Raw genomic sequence first — 16559 nt, 5'->3', positions numbered from 1 at the left:
TGGGGCCCTTTCTCACGAAGCGGTCTGTGCCGTCGGCGGTTTGTATGGTCATACGAATGCTTCGCGCCCCGCGATACGGGGAAGTCTACGAAGCGGCCGACCGCCAGCAACGATACCGGCACCCCGGACGGCCCCCACGGGACGGGTGCGTGGCCGGGAGGTAGCGTTCGGGGGGAATCGACAGGAGCAGCCACGGGAACGCGGTCGTCGTGCGACGCGTTGACAAGGTGGAAGCTCACGACGACCAGCCGTGTTGATCTAGGGGAAGACGCTCTTTTGATGCCCGTCCGCAGCCTGCGACTCCGCGCGTTCCCGCCAGCTCCGGCCCGGGGAGGGGAGCGCGCCGGAGTGCTGCTGCGCGAGCGGCCCTCGACGCCGCCCGACGCTCCGCGGGGCGGGACGCAGGGCTCCGGTGCGGGGCAGGGCGGCGAGTCCGGGAGCGGTGGCCGCGGCGGTGAGGGCGAGCAGGACAATCCGTTCGCGCCGCCGCCGGAGGGCGCGCCGGACCGGCCGTGGCAGCCGCGGCATCCGGGCGGTGTCTCCGGTCAGCCGGGTGCGGGTGGCGGCCAGGGCGGTCACGGCGGCGGTCCCTGGGGCAGCCAGTGGAGCGACCGGCAGCCCGGACGGTCCCCCGGCGGCTTCGGCGAGCGTCCCGGCGCGGGCCCCCAGGGCGGCCCCGGCGGCCCCAGCGGGCAGGGGGGTCGCAGCGGTCAGGGCGGACCCGGCGCGGGCATGCGCTGGGACCCCACGGACCCGGTCCAGCGCCGGGCGCGGTACGCGCTGCTGTCCGGGATGTGGGCCATCTTCTTCGCCCTGTTCAGCTGGCCGTACGTCTCGCTGCTGCTGGGCGCGCTGGCGCTGTACTGGGGCATCAGCTCCCTGCGCGCCAAGCCCCGTACCCCCGATCCGGCCAAGCCGGCGGCCCCGGCCCCCGGCCGGCCCCAGACGACGGCGGCCGTCGGCGGCCTGGTCACGGCGTCCCTGGCCCTGGTGCTGGTCGCCTCCACGTTCACGGTCCAGTTCGTCTACCGCGACTACTTCACCTGTGTGAACGACGCGCTCACGCACGAGGCGAAGCAGTCGTGCCAGACGCTGCTGCCGGAGCAGCTGCGGAGCGTGCTGGGGGCGGGCAACGAGTAGCGCGGGGGCGGGGTCAGGGGGTTTCGGGGGGCGTCTCGGGGGTTGTCTCGTGGGTTCCGGGGGTTCCGGGAGTCTCGGGGGTTCCGGGGGGTTCCTCGGTCTCGGCGGTGGGTTGGGGCTCGGGGGTGGGCTGGGGCTCGGCGGTGGGCTGGGTTTCGGGGGGTTCTGTGGTTCCGGCGGGTTCTGTGGTTCCGGCGGTCTTCGGGGTTGCCGGGGTTTCCGGGATCTCCGTGGTGGGCGGCGCGGCTGCGGGCCGCTCGGGGCGGAAGCCGGCGGGCAGTTCGACGCGGAGTTCCGCCGGAGGCTCGGCGGGGAGGATGTCGTAGGCGTCCTCGTCCCGGCGGTCGTCCTCGCGCTTGGCTCTGCCGCCGGCCTTCCCGGAGTCCTTCACCTTTCCGGAGTCCTTCGCCTTCCCTGAATCCTTCGCTTTCTCCGGGGACTTGGGGTCCTGCGAGCCCGTTGGCTTCCGCGAACCCGTCGGCTTCTGTGCGCCCGGCGCCGCCTTCGGGATCCCGGCGCCCCGCAGCCGCCATGCCCGTACGACGAGAGCCGTCGGCATGCCGAGCAGCGCGGTCCAGGCGCCCGCAGCCGGGCCCGTCTGCCACCACAGGGGCCCGAAGCGGGAGAGCGCGTCGACGCCCAGGGCGCCACCGGAGAGACCGGCGAGGAGGGCCAGCAGAAGGGCGCAGACCGCTGCCGTCAGCAGGGTGACACCGGCGGTACGGGCTGCCGACCAGCGCATCCGGGGCGGCTCCCCCCGCCCTGGGCGTCGTACCGCGCCGCGGGCCACGAACCACCCGGCCACCACCCCCGCCGCCACCGGCACCAGCGCGGCCGCCCAGTTCAGCCGGGTGCCGGGGCCCGCGTCCGGGACCGCCGCGAGCAGCGGGAACGGCGGCAGCAGCGGCGCCGGGTCGGAGGCGAGCGGATGCACCGGGTGCCCGGCGCCGAGCACGAAGCCGGTGCCGAGGGCGTAGGAGGCCGCCCACACCGCTGCGTTGGGGACCAGCGCCATACCGAGCAGCAGCACCGCGAACCGGCCCGTCCACCCGTCCGTCAGCTGGACGAACGACGCCCGCGCCGCGTCCCCGTGCCACACCGTCGAGGCGGCGACGAGCAGCGCCCCGCCCCCGGCCAGCACCGCGGTCGAGGCACCGGCGGCCCGTACCGCCGTGGCCACCCGCACCCGCGCGTCGGTGCCGAACACCACCCGCCGTACCGGACCCGGCACCGCCTTCAGCACGACCAGCAGCGGCGCGGGCGGGCAGCCGTGTGCCGACCACACCCCGGCGCCCGCCCCGGCCGCCGCGACGAGCGGGAAGGAGACCGTCAACCAGCCCCAGGAGGGCCGGAGTTCACCGCCGGAGCAGTACAGGGCGACCGCGATGCCGACGGCGAGGTAGCCGAGGACCACGCCGAGCCAGGCCGTGCGCACGGGCACGGGTGGCGGTCCGTCGGGCTCGGCGGAGGCGTCCGTGGCGTACCGGCCCGCCCGGTACAGCAGCCACGCGGGCAGCGCGAGCAGCAGCAACGGGGTGACGCCCACCGGGAGGGGCGCGCCCGAGAGGGTGTCGGTGCGGACCAGTTCGACGCCGTGGGCGAGCAGCCACAGCGCGGCGGCGATGTGCAGCGCACCGCCCGGCCCGCTGTCGGGGTACGGCGAGCTGATCCACAGGCCCAGGACCAGCACGGTGAGCGCGCCGAGGCCGAGTCCGGCCGCGACCACGCCGTTCAGCAGGCTCGCGGACAGTCCGGGCGAACGGTCGCGCAGCCGGGTGGACAGGGGGGTGAGCGACGGTCGGCGCGCGGTCATCTGGGTCACCCGGCCATGGTCCCAACGACACGCGCTTTCCCGGCGTAACAGGTGAAGCACCGTAGTGTCGCTCAATATATGTTTATGTCACTTATCGTACGAAAGGGTGCATGGTGAGCACGAGCACGCAGATCCCCGCCGGGCCGTTGCCACCGCCGCGGGAACGCCGACGCCTGCGCCAGACCCGCTCCCTGACCCAGGCTCAGCTGGCCAGACGCCTCGGCGTGGCCCGCGCCACGGTGCGCGCGTGGGAGTCCGGGCGCCGGGCGCCGGCCGGTGCCGAGGGGCGGGCGTACACCGAGTTCCTCGGCGCGATCACCCGGTCGGCGGCCCCTGACGAACCGTCCGGGAAGCCGGACCCCGGCGGACCCGAGCCGCTGACGCCCGCTCAGGCCTTCGACGCGCTCTACGCCTTCTGCGCCCCTGCCCTCGTCCGCCAGACCTATCTGCTGTGCGGGCGCCGCGAACTGGCCCGCGAGGCGGTGGAGCGCGCCTTCCAGCTGGCCTGGCAGCGCTGGCCCGAGGTGGCCAGGGACCGGGACCCGGCCGGGTGGGTGCGGGCGGTGGCGTACGACTGCGCGCTCTCGCCCTGGCACCGGTTCCGCCCCTGCTACCGGCAGCCGGAGCCGCCGCCCGCGGATCCGGCCGACCGGGATCTACTGAACGCGCTCCTCACGCTGCCGCCGTCGTACCGGCGCACGCTCGTGCTGTACGACGGCGTCGGGCTCGACCTCCCGGAGACGGCGGCGGAGACGGAGGCCAGCACACCGGCGGCGGCGAACCGGCTGACGCACGCGCGGGAGGCGATGGCGGCACGGGTCCCGGAGCTGGCGGACACGGCGCTGCTGCACCGCCGGCTGACGGAGCTGTCCTCCCGCGAACGCCTGCGCGCGTCCCGCCCGCCGACGGTGCGCACCCTCGGCGAACGCCGCAACGTCTTCTGGACCCGCGCGGCCATCGCCTTCACGGTGACGATCATCGGCGCGACGGCGCTCACGCTGCGGACGGCGCCGACCCACTACGAGCCCCCGATCGCCCCCGCCCGAGCCGTCGAGGGCGTCCCCCGCGCGGTCCCGATGGGCCCGCTGTCCCCCGAGGAACTGGCCCTGCGGTCGAAGCTCCGCCGGGAGGCGTCGTCGGGCAGCGAACGCATCGAACCGACGCCACGGTGACCTCCGGTCGTCCGCCGTAACGCCCGTGCGGCCCGTCCGCCGACTGCGGGCCCGTCCGGGTCGTCGGTGGTCGTTCGCGCAGTTCCCCGCGCCCCTTACGGGGCGCCCACCAGCGTGGAGTGCAAACGCCGGTAGGCCCGCCCCAGGAAAGGGACGGGCCTACCGGCGTTCAGGTCAGAAGCTCACGCTCATCGAAAAGCGCGGCTCTGCCGGAGGTCTCATGCGCCCAGGATCTCGCGGGCGAGCTTCGCCGTCTCGGTCGGGGTCTTGCCGACCTTGACGCCCGCCGCCTCCAGGGCCTCCTTCTTCGCCTGCGCGGTACCGGAGGAACCGGAGACGATCGCACCGGCGTGACCCATGGTCTTGCCCTCCGGCGCGGTGAAGCCCGCGACGTAACCGACGACCGGCTTCGTCACGTTCTCCTTGATGAACGCGGCGGCACGCTCCTCCGCGTCACCACCGATCTCACCGATCATCACGATGAGCTCGGTCTCGGGGTCCTCCTGGAACGCCGCGAGCGCGTCGATGTGCGTGGTGCCGATGATCGGGTCGCCACCGATGCCGACGGCGGTCGAGAAGCCGATGTCCCGCAGCTCGTACATCATCTGGTACGTCAGCGTGCCGGACTTCGAGACCAGACCGATGCGGCCCGGCTTGGTGATGTCGCCCGGAATGATGCCGACGTTCGACTGGCCCGGCGTGATGATGCCGGGGCAGTTCGGGCCGATGATCCGGGTCTTGTTGCCCTTCTTGCCGGCGTACGCCCAGAACGACGCCGAGTCGTGCACGGCGATGCCCTCGGTGATCACGACGGCCAGCTCGATCTCGGCGTCGATGGCCTCGACGACCGCGTCCTTCGTGAACTTCTCCGGCACGAAGATGACGGAGACGTTGGCGCCGGTCTTCTCGATGGCCTCCTTGACGGTGCCGAAGACGGGTACCTCGGTGCCGTCGAAGTCCACGGTCTGACCCGCCTTGCGCGGGTTCACGCCGCCCACGACGTTCGTGCCGTCACCGAGCATGAGCTTGGTGTGCTTCATGCCGGTGGCGCCGGTCATGCCCTGGACGATGACCTTGCTGTCCTTGTTGAGCCAGATAGCCATGGTGTGTCGGTGTCCTCGTCCTCGTGCTTACTTGGCGGCGGCCAGCTCGGCGGCCTTCGCGGCCGCGCCGTCCATGGTGTCGACGCGCTGCACCAGCGGGTGGTTGGCGTCCGTGAGGATCTTCCGGCCCAGCTCGGCGTTGTTGCCGTCGAGGCGGACGACGAGCGGCTTCTCGACCTTCTCGCCGCGGTCCTCCAGGAGCTTCAGGGCCTGCACGATGCCGTTGGCGACCTCGTCGCAGGCGGTGATGCCACCGAAGACGTTCACGAAGACGGACTTGACGTCCGGGTCGCCCAGGATGATCTCCAGGCCGTTCGCCATCACCTGGGCAGAGGCGCCGCCACCGATGTCCAGGAAGTTGGCGGGCTTCACGCCGCCGTGGTTCTCACCGGCGTACGCGACGACGTCCAGGGTGCTCATGACGAGACCCGCGCCGTTGCCGATGATGCCGACCTCACCGTCGAGCTTGACGTAGTTGAGGTTCTTCTCCTTGGCGGCGGCCTCCAGCGGGTTGGCCGCGGCCTTGTCGTGCAGCGCCTCGAAGTCCGGGTGACGGAACTCGGCGTTGTCGTCCAGGGAGACCTTGCCGTCCAGGGCGATGACGTCGCCGGAGGCGACCTTGGCCAGCGGGTTGACCTCGACCAGGAGGGCGTCCTCCTTGATGAAGGTGTCCCACAGCTTGACCAGGACGTCGGCGACCTTGTCGGCGACCTCGGCCGGGAACTTGGCGGCCGCGACGATCTCGCGGGCCTTCTCGGGGGTCACACCGTCGATCGCGTCGATCGGCGTCTTGGCGACGGCCTCGGGGCGGGTGGCCGCCACCTCCTCGATCTCCATGCCGCCCTCGACGGACGCGATGGAGAGGAAGGTGCGGTTCGCACGGTCGAGGAGGAAGGAGACGTAGTACTCCTCCACGATCTCCGGAGCGGTCTCGGCGATCATCACCTTGTGGACCGTGTGGCCCTTGATGTCCATGCCGAGGATGTCCGTCGCGCGGGCGACGGCCTCGTCCGGGGTGGCGGCCAGCTTGACGCCGCCGGCCTTGCCACGACCACCGACCTTCACCTGCGCCTTGACGACGGACTTGCCGCCCAGACGCTCGGTGATCTCGCGCGCCGCCTCAGGCGTGTCGATGACTTCACCGGCCAGCACCGGTACATCGTGCTTGGCGAAGAGGTCCCTCGCCTGGTACTCGAACAGGTCCACGCGCTTCCGTCCCTATCAGTGATCTCGCGGTTCGTTGGATGCGTGGGCGTGCCGCGAAGGGCAACGTGACGTCCGCTTGTCACTAGGGGGGCGCACACGGTGTCCGAGCGCGCGGCATGTCCGTCTCGCAGGTTATCGCCGCTTGCGGGGGCTCCCTAAATCGAGGGTCACACGCGAGCGGTGATACCTGTCACATGATGCCGGGTTCTCTGGCACGCCGTGCCGCGCCCTCCTCGTCCTACCGGCGGGTACGAGGCCTCACCGGGCTGGGGTTGACCCGGTGAGGCCTCCGGACGGCCCCGATGGCGCCGGGGCCGCAACGGTTGATCCCCACCCCAATGGGGACCACCCGCCCCACCCGCGGGGCTCGCCCCCGCCGGACCGATGGCGTTCGGCCGACCGGGTGCGGCCGCCCCGCGGAGCGAGGTGTCCGGGCGGCGGGCGGAGGTGCCGGCTACCCGCTGCCCCCTCCGACGCCGCCTACGCCACACGGGTTCCCGGTTCCGCCCCTCCCTTACGCCTCCGGTATCGGCAGCGGCCGCTTCTCCAGTGCCGCCGCCATCACCTCGGGGAACAGGTCGGGGGTGCAGGCGAAGGCCGGGGCGCCGAGCGCGGCGAGCGCGGCCGCGTGCTCCCGGTCGTAGGCCGGCGCACCCTCGTCCGACAGCGCGAGCAGGGTCACGAACTGCACCCCGGACGCCTTCATGGCCGCCACCCGCTTGAGCATCTCGTCCCGTATGCCGCCCTCGTACAGGTCGCTGATCAGCACGACGACGGTCTCGGCGGGCCGGGTGATGTGGCCCTGGCAGTAGGCGAGCGCCCGGTTGATGTCCGTGCCGCCGCCGAGCTGGGTGCCGAAGAGGACGTCCACCGGGTCGTCCAGCTGGTCGGTGAGGTCGGCCACCGCCGTGTCGAAGACGACCAGGCGGGTGCTGATCGACCGCATGGAGGCGAGGACCGCGCCGAAGACGGACGCGTAGACGACGGACGCCGCCATCGAGCCGGACTGGTCGATGCAGAGGATCACCTCCTTCTTCACGGTCTGCGCGGCCCGCCCGTAGCCGATGAGCCGCTCCGGGACGACCGTGCGGTACTCGGGCAGGTAGTGCTTGAGGTTGGCCGCGATGGTGCGGTTCCAGTCGATGTCGTGGTGGCGCGGCCGGCTGACGCGCGCGCTGCGGTCCAGGGCGCCGGCCAGGGTGGCGCGGGTGCGGGTGGCGAGCCGCTTCTCCAGGTCGTCCACCACCTTGCGCACCACCGCCCGCGCCGTCTCCTTCGTCGTCTCCGGCATCGCCTTGTTGAGCGAGAGCAGCGTGCCGACCAGGTGCACGTCGGCCTCCACCGCCTCCAGCATCTCCGGTTCCAGGAGCAGGGCGGAGAGTCCGAGCCGGTCGATGGCGTCGCGCTGCATGACCTGGACGACGGAGGAGGGGAAGTAGGTGCGGATGTCCCCGAGCCAGCGCGCCACGGACGGCGCCGAGGCCCCGAGCCCGGCGGCGCGCTCCCGGCCCGACCGCGGCTTGTCCCCCTTGCCGTAGAGCGCGGCCAGGGCCCCGTCCATCCCCGTGTCCCGCCCGGACAGCGTGCATCCGGTGCCGTCGGCCTGCTCGCCGCCGAGCACGAGCCGCCAGCGCCGCAGCCGCTCGCGCGCCGGATCCTGGAATGGCGTCGGTGCCGTCCCGGTCGTCATGCGCCCACCCCCGTGAGGTTCTTGTCGTCGGTCGTCGTCCCGAGCAGCAGCCGCAGCACGGGCAGCACGGCGTCGGCGCGCCCGGTGTCCGGCTCGGCGGCGAAACCGGGAGCGCCGGGCCCGTGGGCCGCCGTACCGGTCCGCTTTCCGGGTCCGCGCCGCACCAGTTCACCGAGGGTTCTGCGCACCCCCGGCTCGTACGCCGCGAAGGTGCGCCGCAGCAGCGGCAGTACGTCGGTGAACGCCTCCGCCGGCACCCCGGTCAGCCAGTTGTCGACCAGGCCGAGCAGCCGCTCGTCGTGCACCAGCAGCATGCCGCCCCCGCCGCCGGCGAAGCCCTCGATCCACGCGGCCGCGTCACCGGGCGGCGTTCCCGGCGACAGCGCGAGCCCCATCAGCCGCGCCGCCTCGCCGGCCCCCAGCTCCCCCTCGTCCAGCAGCAGCCGCGCCGCCCGCCCCCGGACCACCCCGGCAACGGTGTCCCGCCCGGCGAGACCACGCAGCACCCCCCGCCACCGGTCCCGCAGCCCATCGAGCCCCCGGACACCGGCACCGGCGCCGGGCGCCGAGGACCCCGCCGCGCCACCACCGGCGCGGGTTCCGCCACCGCCCCGTCCGCCCGCCCCATCCCCGCCGGCATCGCTCACCGCCCCGGCACTCGCATCGGCCGCGACCCCCGCACCGCCCAGAGCCTCCCCCAGCAGCCCCACCGCCGTATGCACCGCGTCCACATGGCCCCGCATCCGCTCCGCCGCGTCGGCGTCGAGGGAGGTGCAGGCCGGGGGCAGGCCGACGAAGATCCGTTCGGCGAGGCCGGCCGCGACGCCGGCCAGTGCGCGGGTGTCGGTGCCGCGCACGTCGCCGTAGCGCAGGGAGCGGACCAGGGCGGGCAGCGCCTGGGCGAGGTGGCCGACGTCCGTGTCCAGGGCCGCGCGGTCGGCGAGCGCCCGCATGACCGCGGGCAGGGCGTCGGACAGACCGGCGAGCAGGCACCGTTCGGCGAGTGCCGTGACATCCGCGAGGGTGTCCGCGGTGGCCGCGTCCGCCTCCGCCCTGGCCCGCGCCGCCGCGGCCACGGTCGTCCCCCACACCCCCGCCTCCGCGACCCGCACCGACAGCTCCGGCTCCCAGCGCAGCCGCCAGGTCTCCCGGAAGGTGCCCGTGCTCCCCCGCGAGGGGCCCGGCTGCCCCCAGTCGATGCCGAGCAGCCGCAGCCGGTGCAGCAGTCTGCTGCGGCCCGCGTCCGTGTCCCCCCGCAGATCCAGCTCCAGCTCGCGCTCCAGCGCCTCCGGTTTGAGCCGCAGCGCGCGCTGCCGCCGCACCAGGTCCCGCTGCAACGGCACGGCGGGCGCCGACTCCGGCACCTCCCCCAGGGCGTCCCCGACCACCAGCCGGTCGTGCACCAGCGCCAGCGGCACGTCCGAGCCGTCGCACATCACCGCGCGCACCGCGTCGGTGGTCTCGCCCAGGCCGGGCAGCGGGCGCCCGCGCAGGGCCGCGAGGGTGCCGGCGAGCCGTACGGCCTCGATGACATGCGCGGAGGACACGATCCGGTCCTCCGCCCGCAGCAGCCCCGCCACCTTGGTCAGCCACCGTTCCACCGGCCGGTCGGGGGCGTGGAAGAGATGGCCGTACCAGCCGGGCGAGTCGATGCCCGCGCCGTAGCCGCTCGACCGGGCCAGCCTGCGGTGCGTCCAGGGCACCCAGGTCAGGTCGGCCTTGACCTTGGGCAGCCCCTTCAGCAGCGCCCGGTCGGCAGTGACGGTCGTCTTCTCGCGCAGCGCGGGCACATGCCAGGCCCCGCACACCACGGCCACCGCGTCCCCGAACTCCTTGCGCGCGGCGCGCAGTCCGAGCCGCATCTGCGCCTCGCGGACCAGGTCGCGGTGATGCCCGCCCGCGCCATACCGCTCGCGCAGCGCGCCCATGGCCTCGGCCAGCGCCTCGAACGGGGCGAAGGGATCCCGCTCCCCCGCTCCCCGGTGCTCCACGACGTCCTCCCACCAGCGCTCGGGATCGTCGTACCCGGCGGCCCCGGCGAGCGCGGCGAGCGGGTCGACCCGGATCTGCTCGTCCTCGGCAGCCTCGCTCAACTCCCCTTCTCCGGCCGGGATTCCGGTGTCCCAGGCGAGGGTGTGGGCGGCCGGCAGGTCGATGAAGCGGGCCGGGACACCGTGCTCCAGGGCCCAGCGCACGGCCACCCACTCCGGGCTGAACGCGGCGAACGGCCAGAACGCCGAGCGGCCGGGCTCGTCCACGGCATGGGCGAGCAGGGCGACCGGCGGCCGCAGATCCGGGTCGGCGGCCAGCGGGATCAGCGCGTCGGCCTCGGGCGGCCCCTCGATCAGGACGGTGGCGGGCCGGGCGGCGTCCAGGGCGGCCCGCACCGCGCGGGCGGAACCGGGCCCGTGGTGCCGCACCCCCAGCAGCAGCGGACCGGCGCCGGTCATGCGCTCACCTCCCGGCACGCGCGGTAGAAGTCCGTCCAGCCCTCGCGCTCGCGCACGACCGTCTCCAGGTACTCCTGCCAGACCACCCGGTCGGCCGCCGGATCGCGGACGACCGCGCCGAGGATGCCGGCGGCCACGTCCGCCGGGCGCAGCACGCCGTCGCCGAAGTGGGCGGCGAGCGCCAGGCCGTTGGTCACCACGGAGATCGCCTCGGCCGTGGAGAGGGTGCCGCTGGGCGTCTTCACCTTCGTACGGCCGTCGTCGGTCAGGCCGTCGCGCAGTTCGCGGAAGACGGTCACGACGCGGCGGATCTCCGCCGTCCCGTCGGGCGCGGCCGGCAGGTCGAGGGAGCGGCCGATCTGTTCGACGCGGCGCGTGACGATGTCCACCTCGGCCTCGGCGCTCTCCGGCAGCGGCAGCACGACGGTGTTGAAGCGGCGGCGCAGCGCGCTGGAGAGGTCGTTGACCCCCCGGTCGCGGTCGTTGGCGGTGGCGATGAGGTTGAAGCCGCGCACCGCCTGGACCTCCTCGCCCAGCTCCGGGATGGGCAGGGTCTTCTCGGACAGGATGGTGATGAGGGTGTCCTGCACATCGGCCGGGATGCGGGTCAGCTCCTCGACGCGGGCGGTCATGCCCTCGGCCATGGCGCGCATGACCGGGCTGGGCACGAGGGCGTCGCGGCTGGGGCCGTGGGCGAGCAGGCGCGCGTAGTTCCAGCCGTAGCGGATGGCCTCCTCGGGGGTGCCGGCGGTGCCCTGGACCAGCAGGGTCGAGTCGCCGCTGACGGCGGCGGCCAGATGCTCCGACACCCAGGTCTTGGCGGTGCCGGGCACGCCGAGCAGCAGCAGGGCGCGGTCGGTGGCGAGCGTGGTGACGGCGACCTCGACGATCCGGCGCGGCCCCACGTACTTCGGCGAGATCACCGTGCCGTCCGGCAGGGTGCCGCCGAGCAGGTACGTGGCCACCGCCCACGGCGACAGCTTCCAGCGGGCCGGGCGCGGCCGGTCGTCCTGCGCGGCCAGCGCGGCGAGTTCGTCCGCGAACGCCTGCTCGGCGTGCGGCCGCAGAGCCGCCGTGTTCTCGCCCGCGTGCGGTGCGGCGGACGTCGAAGGCGTGGACGCAAGGTTGGCTGACATGGCTGAGGCCCCCTCCAGCTCGGCCGGTTCGGATCTGCCACCAACGATGAACCACACCACTGACAATCGCTCTGACCAGCGCAAACGCCCGCGCAGGGCGGATTGTCAGTGGTGGGATCTACCGTCGGAGACATGACTGAGCAGGGGGTGCGCTGGACCGCGGACCAGGTGCTGGCACTGGCGCCTGACGCCGCGTCACGCAAAGCGGGAAGCAGGCTCGGCACGGCCGGTCCGTGGTCCGGGGCGGGGAGCGGGAAGGGGGCGGTGTGGGGGCTGTGCAAGGGCAGTGGCAGCAGGCCGTACCAGACGGTGGTCGACCTCGACGGGCCCGCGTACAAATGCAGTTGTCCGAGCCGTAAGTTCCCGTGCAAGCACGCGCTCGGGCTGCTTCTGCTGTGGGCGGGCGGCGACGGCTCGGTGCCGGTGTGCGCCGAGCCGCCGGACTGGGCCGGGCAGTGGCTCGCGGGCCGGCGCGAGCGCGCGCGGGACAAGCGGCCGGAGGGCGGTGGTGGTGCGGCCGCCGATCCGGAGGCGGCCCGGCGCCGCGCCGAGCGCCGGGCCGAGCGGGTCACCGCGGGCGCGTCCGAGCTGGAGCAGCGCCTGGCCGACCTGCTGCGCGGCGGCCTCGCCACGGCCGAGCAGGCGGGGTACGGACTGTGGGAGGAGACCGCGGCCCGCATGGTCGACGCCCAGGCGCCCGGACTGGCCGCGCGGGTGCGGGAGTTGGGGGCGATACCGGGGTCCGGCGCGGGCTGGCCGGCCCGGCTGCTGGAGGAGTGCGCGCTGGTGCACCTGCTCGACCAGGGCTGGCTGCGCCGCGACCGGCTGCCGGAGCCCCTCGCGGCCACGGTCCGCTCCCGGCTCGGCCTGCCCGCCCCGGCGGACGGCCCGCCCGAGCGCGACCGCTGGCTGGTCCTCGCCCAGTACGACACGGCGGACGCGAAACTGACGACCCGGCGGATATGGCTGTACGGCACCGCGTCGCACCGCATCCGGCTGCTGCTGTCCTACGGCGCGGGCGGCCGGGCCCCGGAGCTGTCCCTGCCGGTGGGTCTCGCCCTGGACGCCGAGCTGTCCGCGTATCCGGGTGCCGGTCAGCCGCGGGCCGCGCTGGGCGAGCGGTTCGCCGCGCCCGCTCCGGCCGGCCTGCGCCTGCGGGGCGCCGGCACCGCCGAGGCGGTGGCCCGGTACGGCACCGCCCTGTGCGAGGACCCCTGGCTGGAGTCGGTCCCGGCGGTCCTGGAGCGGGTCGTCCCGGTCCCGGACGGCGAACAGTGGCAACTGGCCGACGCCGACGCGGACTCGGCCCTGCCCCTGTCCCGCTCCGCCCGCTCCCGTCCGGGCCTGTGGCGCCTGCTCGCCCTGTCCGGCGGCGCCCCGGTGACGGTCTTCGGCGAGTGCGGCCACCGGGGCTTCACCCCGCTCACGGCCTGGCCGGAGGGCGGCGGGGAGGCGGTGCCGCTGTGCTGACCGCCCCGCCCCACTCCACCCGAAGGGATGACAACGCGATGAACGGCACCGCAGCCCACCCGGACGCCGTGGACGACTGGGAGGACCTGGTCACCACCGCCCTGCTCGGCACCGACCGGCGCCCGCCCGCGCGGCTCGCACCCGGCCGGCCCGCCCCCGTCGCCCTGCTGGACGCGGCCGCCGAGGCGACCGTACGCCGGCGGGCCGGGCTGCGGACCGCACCGGCCGGGCGGCGGCCGGAGCGGGCGCCCGGGGATCCCCGCCCGGCGCTGCCCCCGGCCGCGGCCGGCCGGCTGGCGTCGCTGCTGGCCGACCGTTCCGGCGGCTCCGGCGGCGGGCGGCGGGGCAGTTCCCCGGACCTGATGGAGCTGCTCCCGCAGTGGCTCGCGGCGGCCAACGCGCACGGGTACGCGGCCCCCGCGCAGGCGCTCCCCGCGCTGCTGGACGCGGCTCGGGGCCGTACGGACCTGCGTCCGGCGGCGCTGGCCTTCGCGGGGCCGCGGGCGCTGTGGCTGGCCCGGTTCAACCCGGACTGGCGGTTCGCCCTGCGCTCGGCCCCCGGCGGCGGCGCGGCGCTCCCGGATCCCGGCGACGCGGAGGCGGTACGACGGCTGTGGGAGGAGGGCCTGTTCGCCGAGCGGGTGGCCCTGCTGGGCGCGCTGCGGGCCCGTATGCCCGAGCGGGCCCGCGAGTTGCTGGCCGGGACCTGGGCGACGGAGCGGGCGGAGGACCGGCTGATGTTCCTGGACTCGCTGCGCTCGGGCCTGTCCGCGGCGGACGAGCCGTTCCTGGAGAAGGCGCTGGGCGACCGCAGCCGCAACGTCCGGGCCACGGCGGCGGAGCTGCTGTCGGCGCTGCCGGGTTCGGCCCTGGCCGGACGGATGGCCGTACGGGCCATGGCGTGTGTGGCCCTGGACCGTTCGGGAGACGGCCCGGTGATCGTGGTGGAGGCGCCGCACGAGTGCGACTCCGGCATGGAGCGCGACGGCGTGGTGCCCGCCCCGCCCGCCGGGCGTGGCGAACGGTCCTGGTGGCTGGGGCAGTTGGTGGAGGCCGCGCCGCTCGGCATATGGACGGGCCGGCTCGGCGGGCGCGACGCGCGGGAGATCGTGGCGCTGCCGGTGGGGGACGGCTGGCAGGGCGAGCTGCACGCGGCCTGGTGCCGGGCGGCGGTGCGGCAGCGGGACGCGCGGTGGTCTCGGGCGCTGCTCGGCGCCCCGTCGGCACCGGAGGCGGGCGGGCCGGGCGCGGTGTCCCTGGCGGAGCGGGCCAAGCTGCTGGCCACGCTGGAGCCGGCGGAACGCGCCGAGTGGGTCGCCGGGTTCATCGCGACGCACGGCCTGTCGGAGGCGTTCCAGCTGCTCGGGGTGTGCGCGGTGCCGTGGTCCGCGCCGCTGGGCCGGGCCGTCGTGGACGCCCTCAACATCGCGCGGGACGCCGGGAGTTACCCCTGGAGCTTCAGCGGCGTGATGGGCCTCGCGGAACGCTGCCTGGACCCGGCCGAGGCCGCCCGCCTGCAGTCCCTGCTGGCGATACCCGACGAACCCGAGGACGCCGCGCCGGGCGCCGGCGGCTACTGGTCCGAGGCGTTCCAGCGACTGGTCACCACGCTACGGCTGCGGACGGCGATGGCCGACGAACTGAGACCGGCGGAGGCGGCCGAGGCGGGGTGAGGCGGGACAAGGGGAAGGGGGGTGAGGCAGGACGGGGCAGGCGGGGCCGACCTGGAGTGGGGGTGGGGCCGCCCACCTCATCCCACGGTCACGCTGCCCCCAGCCCGCAGTCCCCCCGCTCACATCACCCCACCTCGCCTCATCCCCCCGACGCCGCCGGCTGGCGCGCGTTCTGCCTGACCCACTCCACGATCGACGCGGTCGTCGCCCCCGGAGTGAAGATCTCCGCGACGCCCTTCTCCTTCAGCGGCGGGATGTCCTCCTCCGGGATGATGCCGCCGCCGAAGACGAGGATGTCCTCGGCGTCGCGCTCCCTGAGCAGGTCGATGACCGCGGCGAACAAAGTGTTGTGCGCGCCGGAGAGGATGGACAGGCCGATCGCGTCGGCGTCCTCCTGGATCGCGGTGTCGACGATCTGCTCGGGCGTCTGGTGCAGCCCGGTGTAGATGACCTCCATCCCGGCGTCCCGCAGGGCGCGCGCGATGACCTTGGCCCCCCGGTCGTGGCCGTCGAGGCCCGGCTTGGCGACCACCACCCGGATCGGACCGGCTGCCACACCCATCACTGCCTCCCTCGCACGACCATGTCCCGCGCCACCTCACGCGGCCGGCGGAGACGCTCGCCGCCGCCCTCCGACAAGTACCGCACCTACGGGGCGCCCCGCCACCCGTCGCGGGGTGAACGGACCTTGTCTCCAGCATCCCGCGCCCGGCGGTTTTACGGTGCGCGACGACGGGGAATTCATTGAGTGGGACATACAGGCACACGGGGGATGGAGCCGTCCTCCGGTGTGCCGACGGGAGGTCGGCCATGAAGGTCACCGGAGTAGTGCCACTCTTCTCCCCGTACTCGTACTGCCGGCGCCTGTGGCCCGGCAGACTGGCCGGGCTGTCGGTGACGCTGCTGAAGGCGACCGCCCTGGACGCCGCGATCCTGGCCGGACACGTCCTGCTGTACCCGACCGGCCTGTTCCAGGAGCGCTGCGCTCCCGCGCCCGTGGCCGGCGGCACCGCCCGGCTGCCCGTCCGCCCCAGCCCCCCGGTCGTGCTGCTGCACGGCTTCATCGACAACCGCTCGGTCTTCGTGCTGCTGCGCCGCAGCCTGGCCCAGCACGGCGGACAGCGTGTGGAATCGCTCAACTATTCCCCGCTGACCTGCGACATCCGCACCGCCGCCGAGCTGTTCGGGCGGCATGTGGAGGAGATCTGCGAGCGCACCGGCAGCGACCGGGTGGACGTCGTGGGGCACAGCCTCGGCGGTCTGATCGCCCGGTACTACGTCCAGTGCATGGGCGGTGACCTGCGGGTCCGCACGCTGGTCACGCTCGGCACCCCGCACTCGGGCACCCGCGTCGCACCCTTGGCCGACGCTCATCCCATCGTGCGCCAGATGCGTCCGGGTTCGGGGGTGATCGAGGAGCTGGGCCGTCCCGCACCCGGCTGCCGCACCCGGTTCGTCAGCTTCTGGAGCGACCTGGACCCGCTGATGGACCCGCTGGAGACGGCCTGCCTCGACCACCCCGACCTCGACGCGCGCAACATCCGGGTGACCGGCATCGGCCATCTCGCGCTGCCGGTGCACCCCGCCGTGGCGGCCGGGATACGCGAGGCGCTGGACTTCGCCGACGCCGGGGAGCGGCCCGCGAACGGCCTGACCGTGGCATGAGGGTCGTACAGGGGCGTCGCACAGCCGACTGACATCGAACA

12 protein-coding genes are annotated in these 16559 nt (G+C 74.4%); 5 read left to right on the top strand and 7 right to left on the bottom strand.

Features of this window, described 5'->3' with window-relative positions; all coding sequences use genetic code 11:
• Positions 1 to 279: 279 nt before the first annotated feature.
• Positions 280 to 1140 carry a hypothetical protein gene (locus AC069R_RS10885; protein WP_478766309.1) on the top strand — a complete coding sequence of 287 codons (861 nt, stop codon included), beginning with the start codon at positions 280 to 282 and terminating at the stop codon, positions 1138 to 1140.
• 13 nt (positions 1141 to 1153) lie between these two features.
• Here the strand turns inward: AC069R_RS10885 and AC069R_RS10880 are convergent, their stop codons facing one another.
• A complete protein-coding gene (locus tag AC069R_RS10880) occupies positions 1154 to 2953 on the bottom strand; it encodes a cell division protein PerM (protein ID WP_478766543.1) in 1800 nt (599 codons plus the stop codon).
• Between the two features lie 110 nt (positions 2954 to 3063).
• Between AC069R_RS10880 and AC069R_RS10875 the strand changes: the two genes are divergently transcribed.
• Positions 3064 to 4125: a sigma factor-like helix-turn-helix DNA-binding protein gene (locus AC069R_RS10875; protein ID WP_478766307.1), complete on the top strand. Its 1062-nt coding sequence runs from the start codon at positions 3064 to 3066 to the stop codon at positions 4123 to 4125.
• Positions 4126 to 4343: 218 nt separating this feature from the next.
• On the opposite strand, the gene sucD is transcribed toward AC069R_RS10875, so the two are convergent.
• The 5 genes from sucD to AC069R_RS10850 form a co-directional block, all read right to left on the bottom strand.
• Complete coding sequence (gene sucD / locus AC069R_RS10870; RefSeq protein ID WP_037655968.1) at positions 4344 to 5228, bottom strand: succinate--CoA ligase subunit alpha; 885 nt, start codon at positions 5226 to 5228, stop codon at positions 4344 to 4346.
• Positions 5229 to 5255: 27 nt separating this feature from the next.
• Positions 5256 to 6434, bottom strand: a complete 1179-nt coding sequence (gene sucC / locus AC069R_RS10865) for an ADP-forming succinate--CoA ligase subunit beta (RefSeq protein WP_285561749.1) — start codon at positions 6432 to 6434, stop codon at positions 5256 to 5258.
• Positions 6435 to 6948: 514 nt separating this feature from the next.
• Complete coding sequence (locus AC069R_RS10860; RefSeq protein ID WP_478766306.1) at positions 6949 to 8124, bottom strand: VWA domain-containing protein; 1176 nt, start codon at positions 8122 to 8124, stop codon at positions 6949 to 6951.
• Positions 8121 to 10574 (bottom strand): DUF5682 family protein, encoded by a 2454-nt coding sequence (locus tag AC069R_RS10855; protein ID WP_478766305.1) that lies wholly within the window; start codon positions 10572 to 10574, stop codon positions 8121 to 8123. The genes AC069R_RS10860 and AC069R_RS10855 overlap by 4 nt, the downstream gene beginning before the upstream one ends.
• Positions 10571 to 11710, bottom strand: a complete 1140-nt coding sequence (locus tag AC069R_RS10850) for an ATP-binding protein (protein ID WP_478766304.1) — start codon at positions 11708 to 11710, stop codon at positions 10571 to 10573. Before AC069R_RS10850 ends, AC069R_RS10855 begins: the two co-directional genes overlap by 4 nt.
• A 132-nt stretch (positions 11711 to 11842) precedes the next feature.
• Between AC069R_RS10850 and AC069R_RS10845 the strand changes: the two genes are divergently transcribed.
• Together AC069R_RS10845 and AC069R_RS10840 are read left to right on the top strand one after the other, a co-directional pair.
• Positions 11843 to 13180, top strand: a complete 1338-nt coding sequence (locus AC069R_RS10845; protein WP_478766303.1) for an SWIM zinc finger family protein — start codon at positions 11843 to 11845, stop codon at positions 13178 to 13180.
• A 38-nt stretch (positions 13181 to 13218) separates the two neighbouring features.
• Positions 13219 to 14853, top strand: coding sequence for a DUF5691 domain-containing protein (locus AC069R_RS10840; protein WP_478766302.1), 1635 nt, complete (start codon positions 13219 to 13221; stop codon positions 14851 to 14853).
• Positions 14854 to 14992: 139 nt separating this feature from the next.
• Here the strand turns inward: AC069R_RS10840 and AC069R_RS10835 are convergent, their stop codons facing one another.
• Entirely contained in the window at positions 14993 to 15415 is a 423-nt protein-coding gene (locus tag AC069R_RS10835; RefSeq protein ID WP_478766300.1) for a cobalamin B12-binding domain-containing protein, read from the bottom strand.
• Positions 15416 to 15663: 248 nt separating this feature from the next.
• Between AC069R_RS10835 and AC069R_RS10830 the strand changes: the two genes are divergently transcribed.
• The gene (locus tag AC069R_RS10830; protein WP_478766299.1) at positions 15664 to 16518 is read left to right on the top strand and encodes an esterase/lipase family protein; all 855 of its coding nucleotides are present in this window, start codon (positions 15664 to 15666) and stop codon (positions 16516 to 16518) included.
• Positions 16519 to 16559: the final 41 nt, after the last annotated feature.

It is taken from the genome of Streptomyces sp. NPDC043952 (genome assembly GCF_056435325.1).
This window is presented reverse-complemented; position numbering and strand designations above follow the sequence as displayed.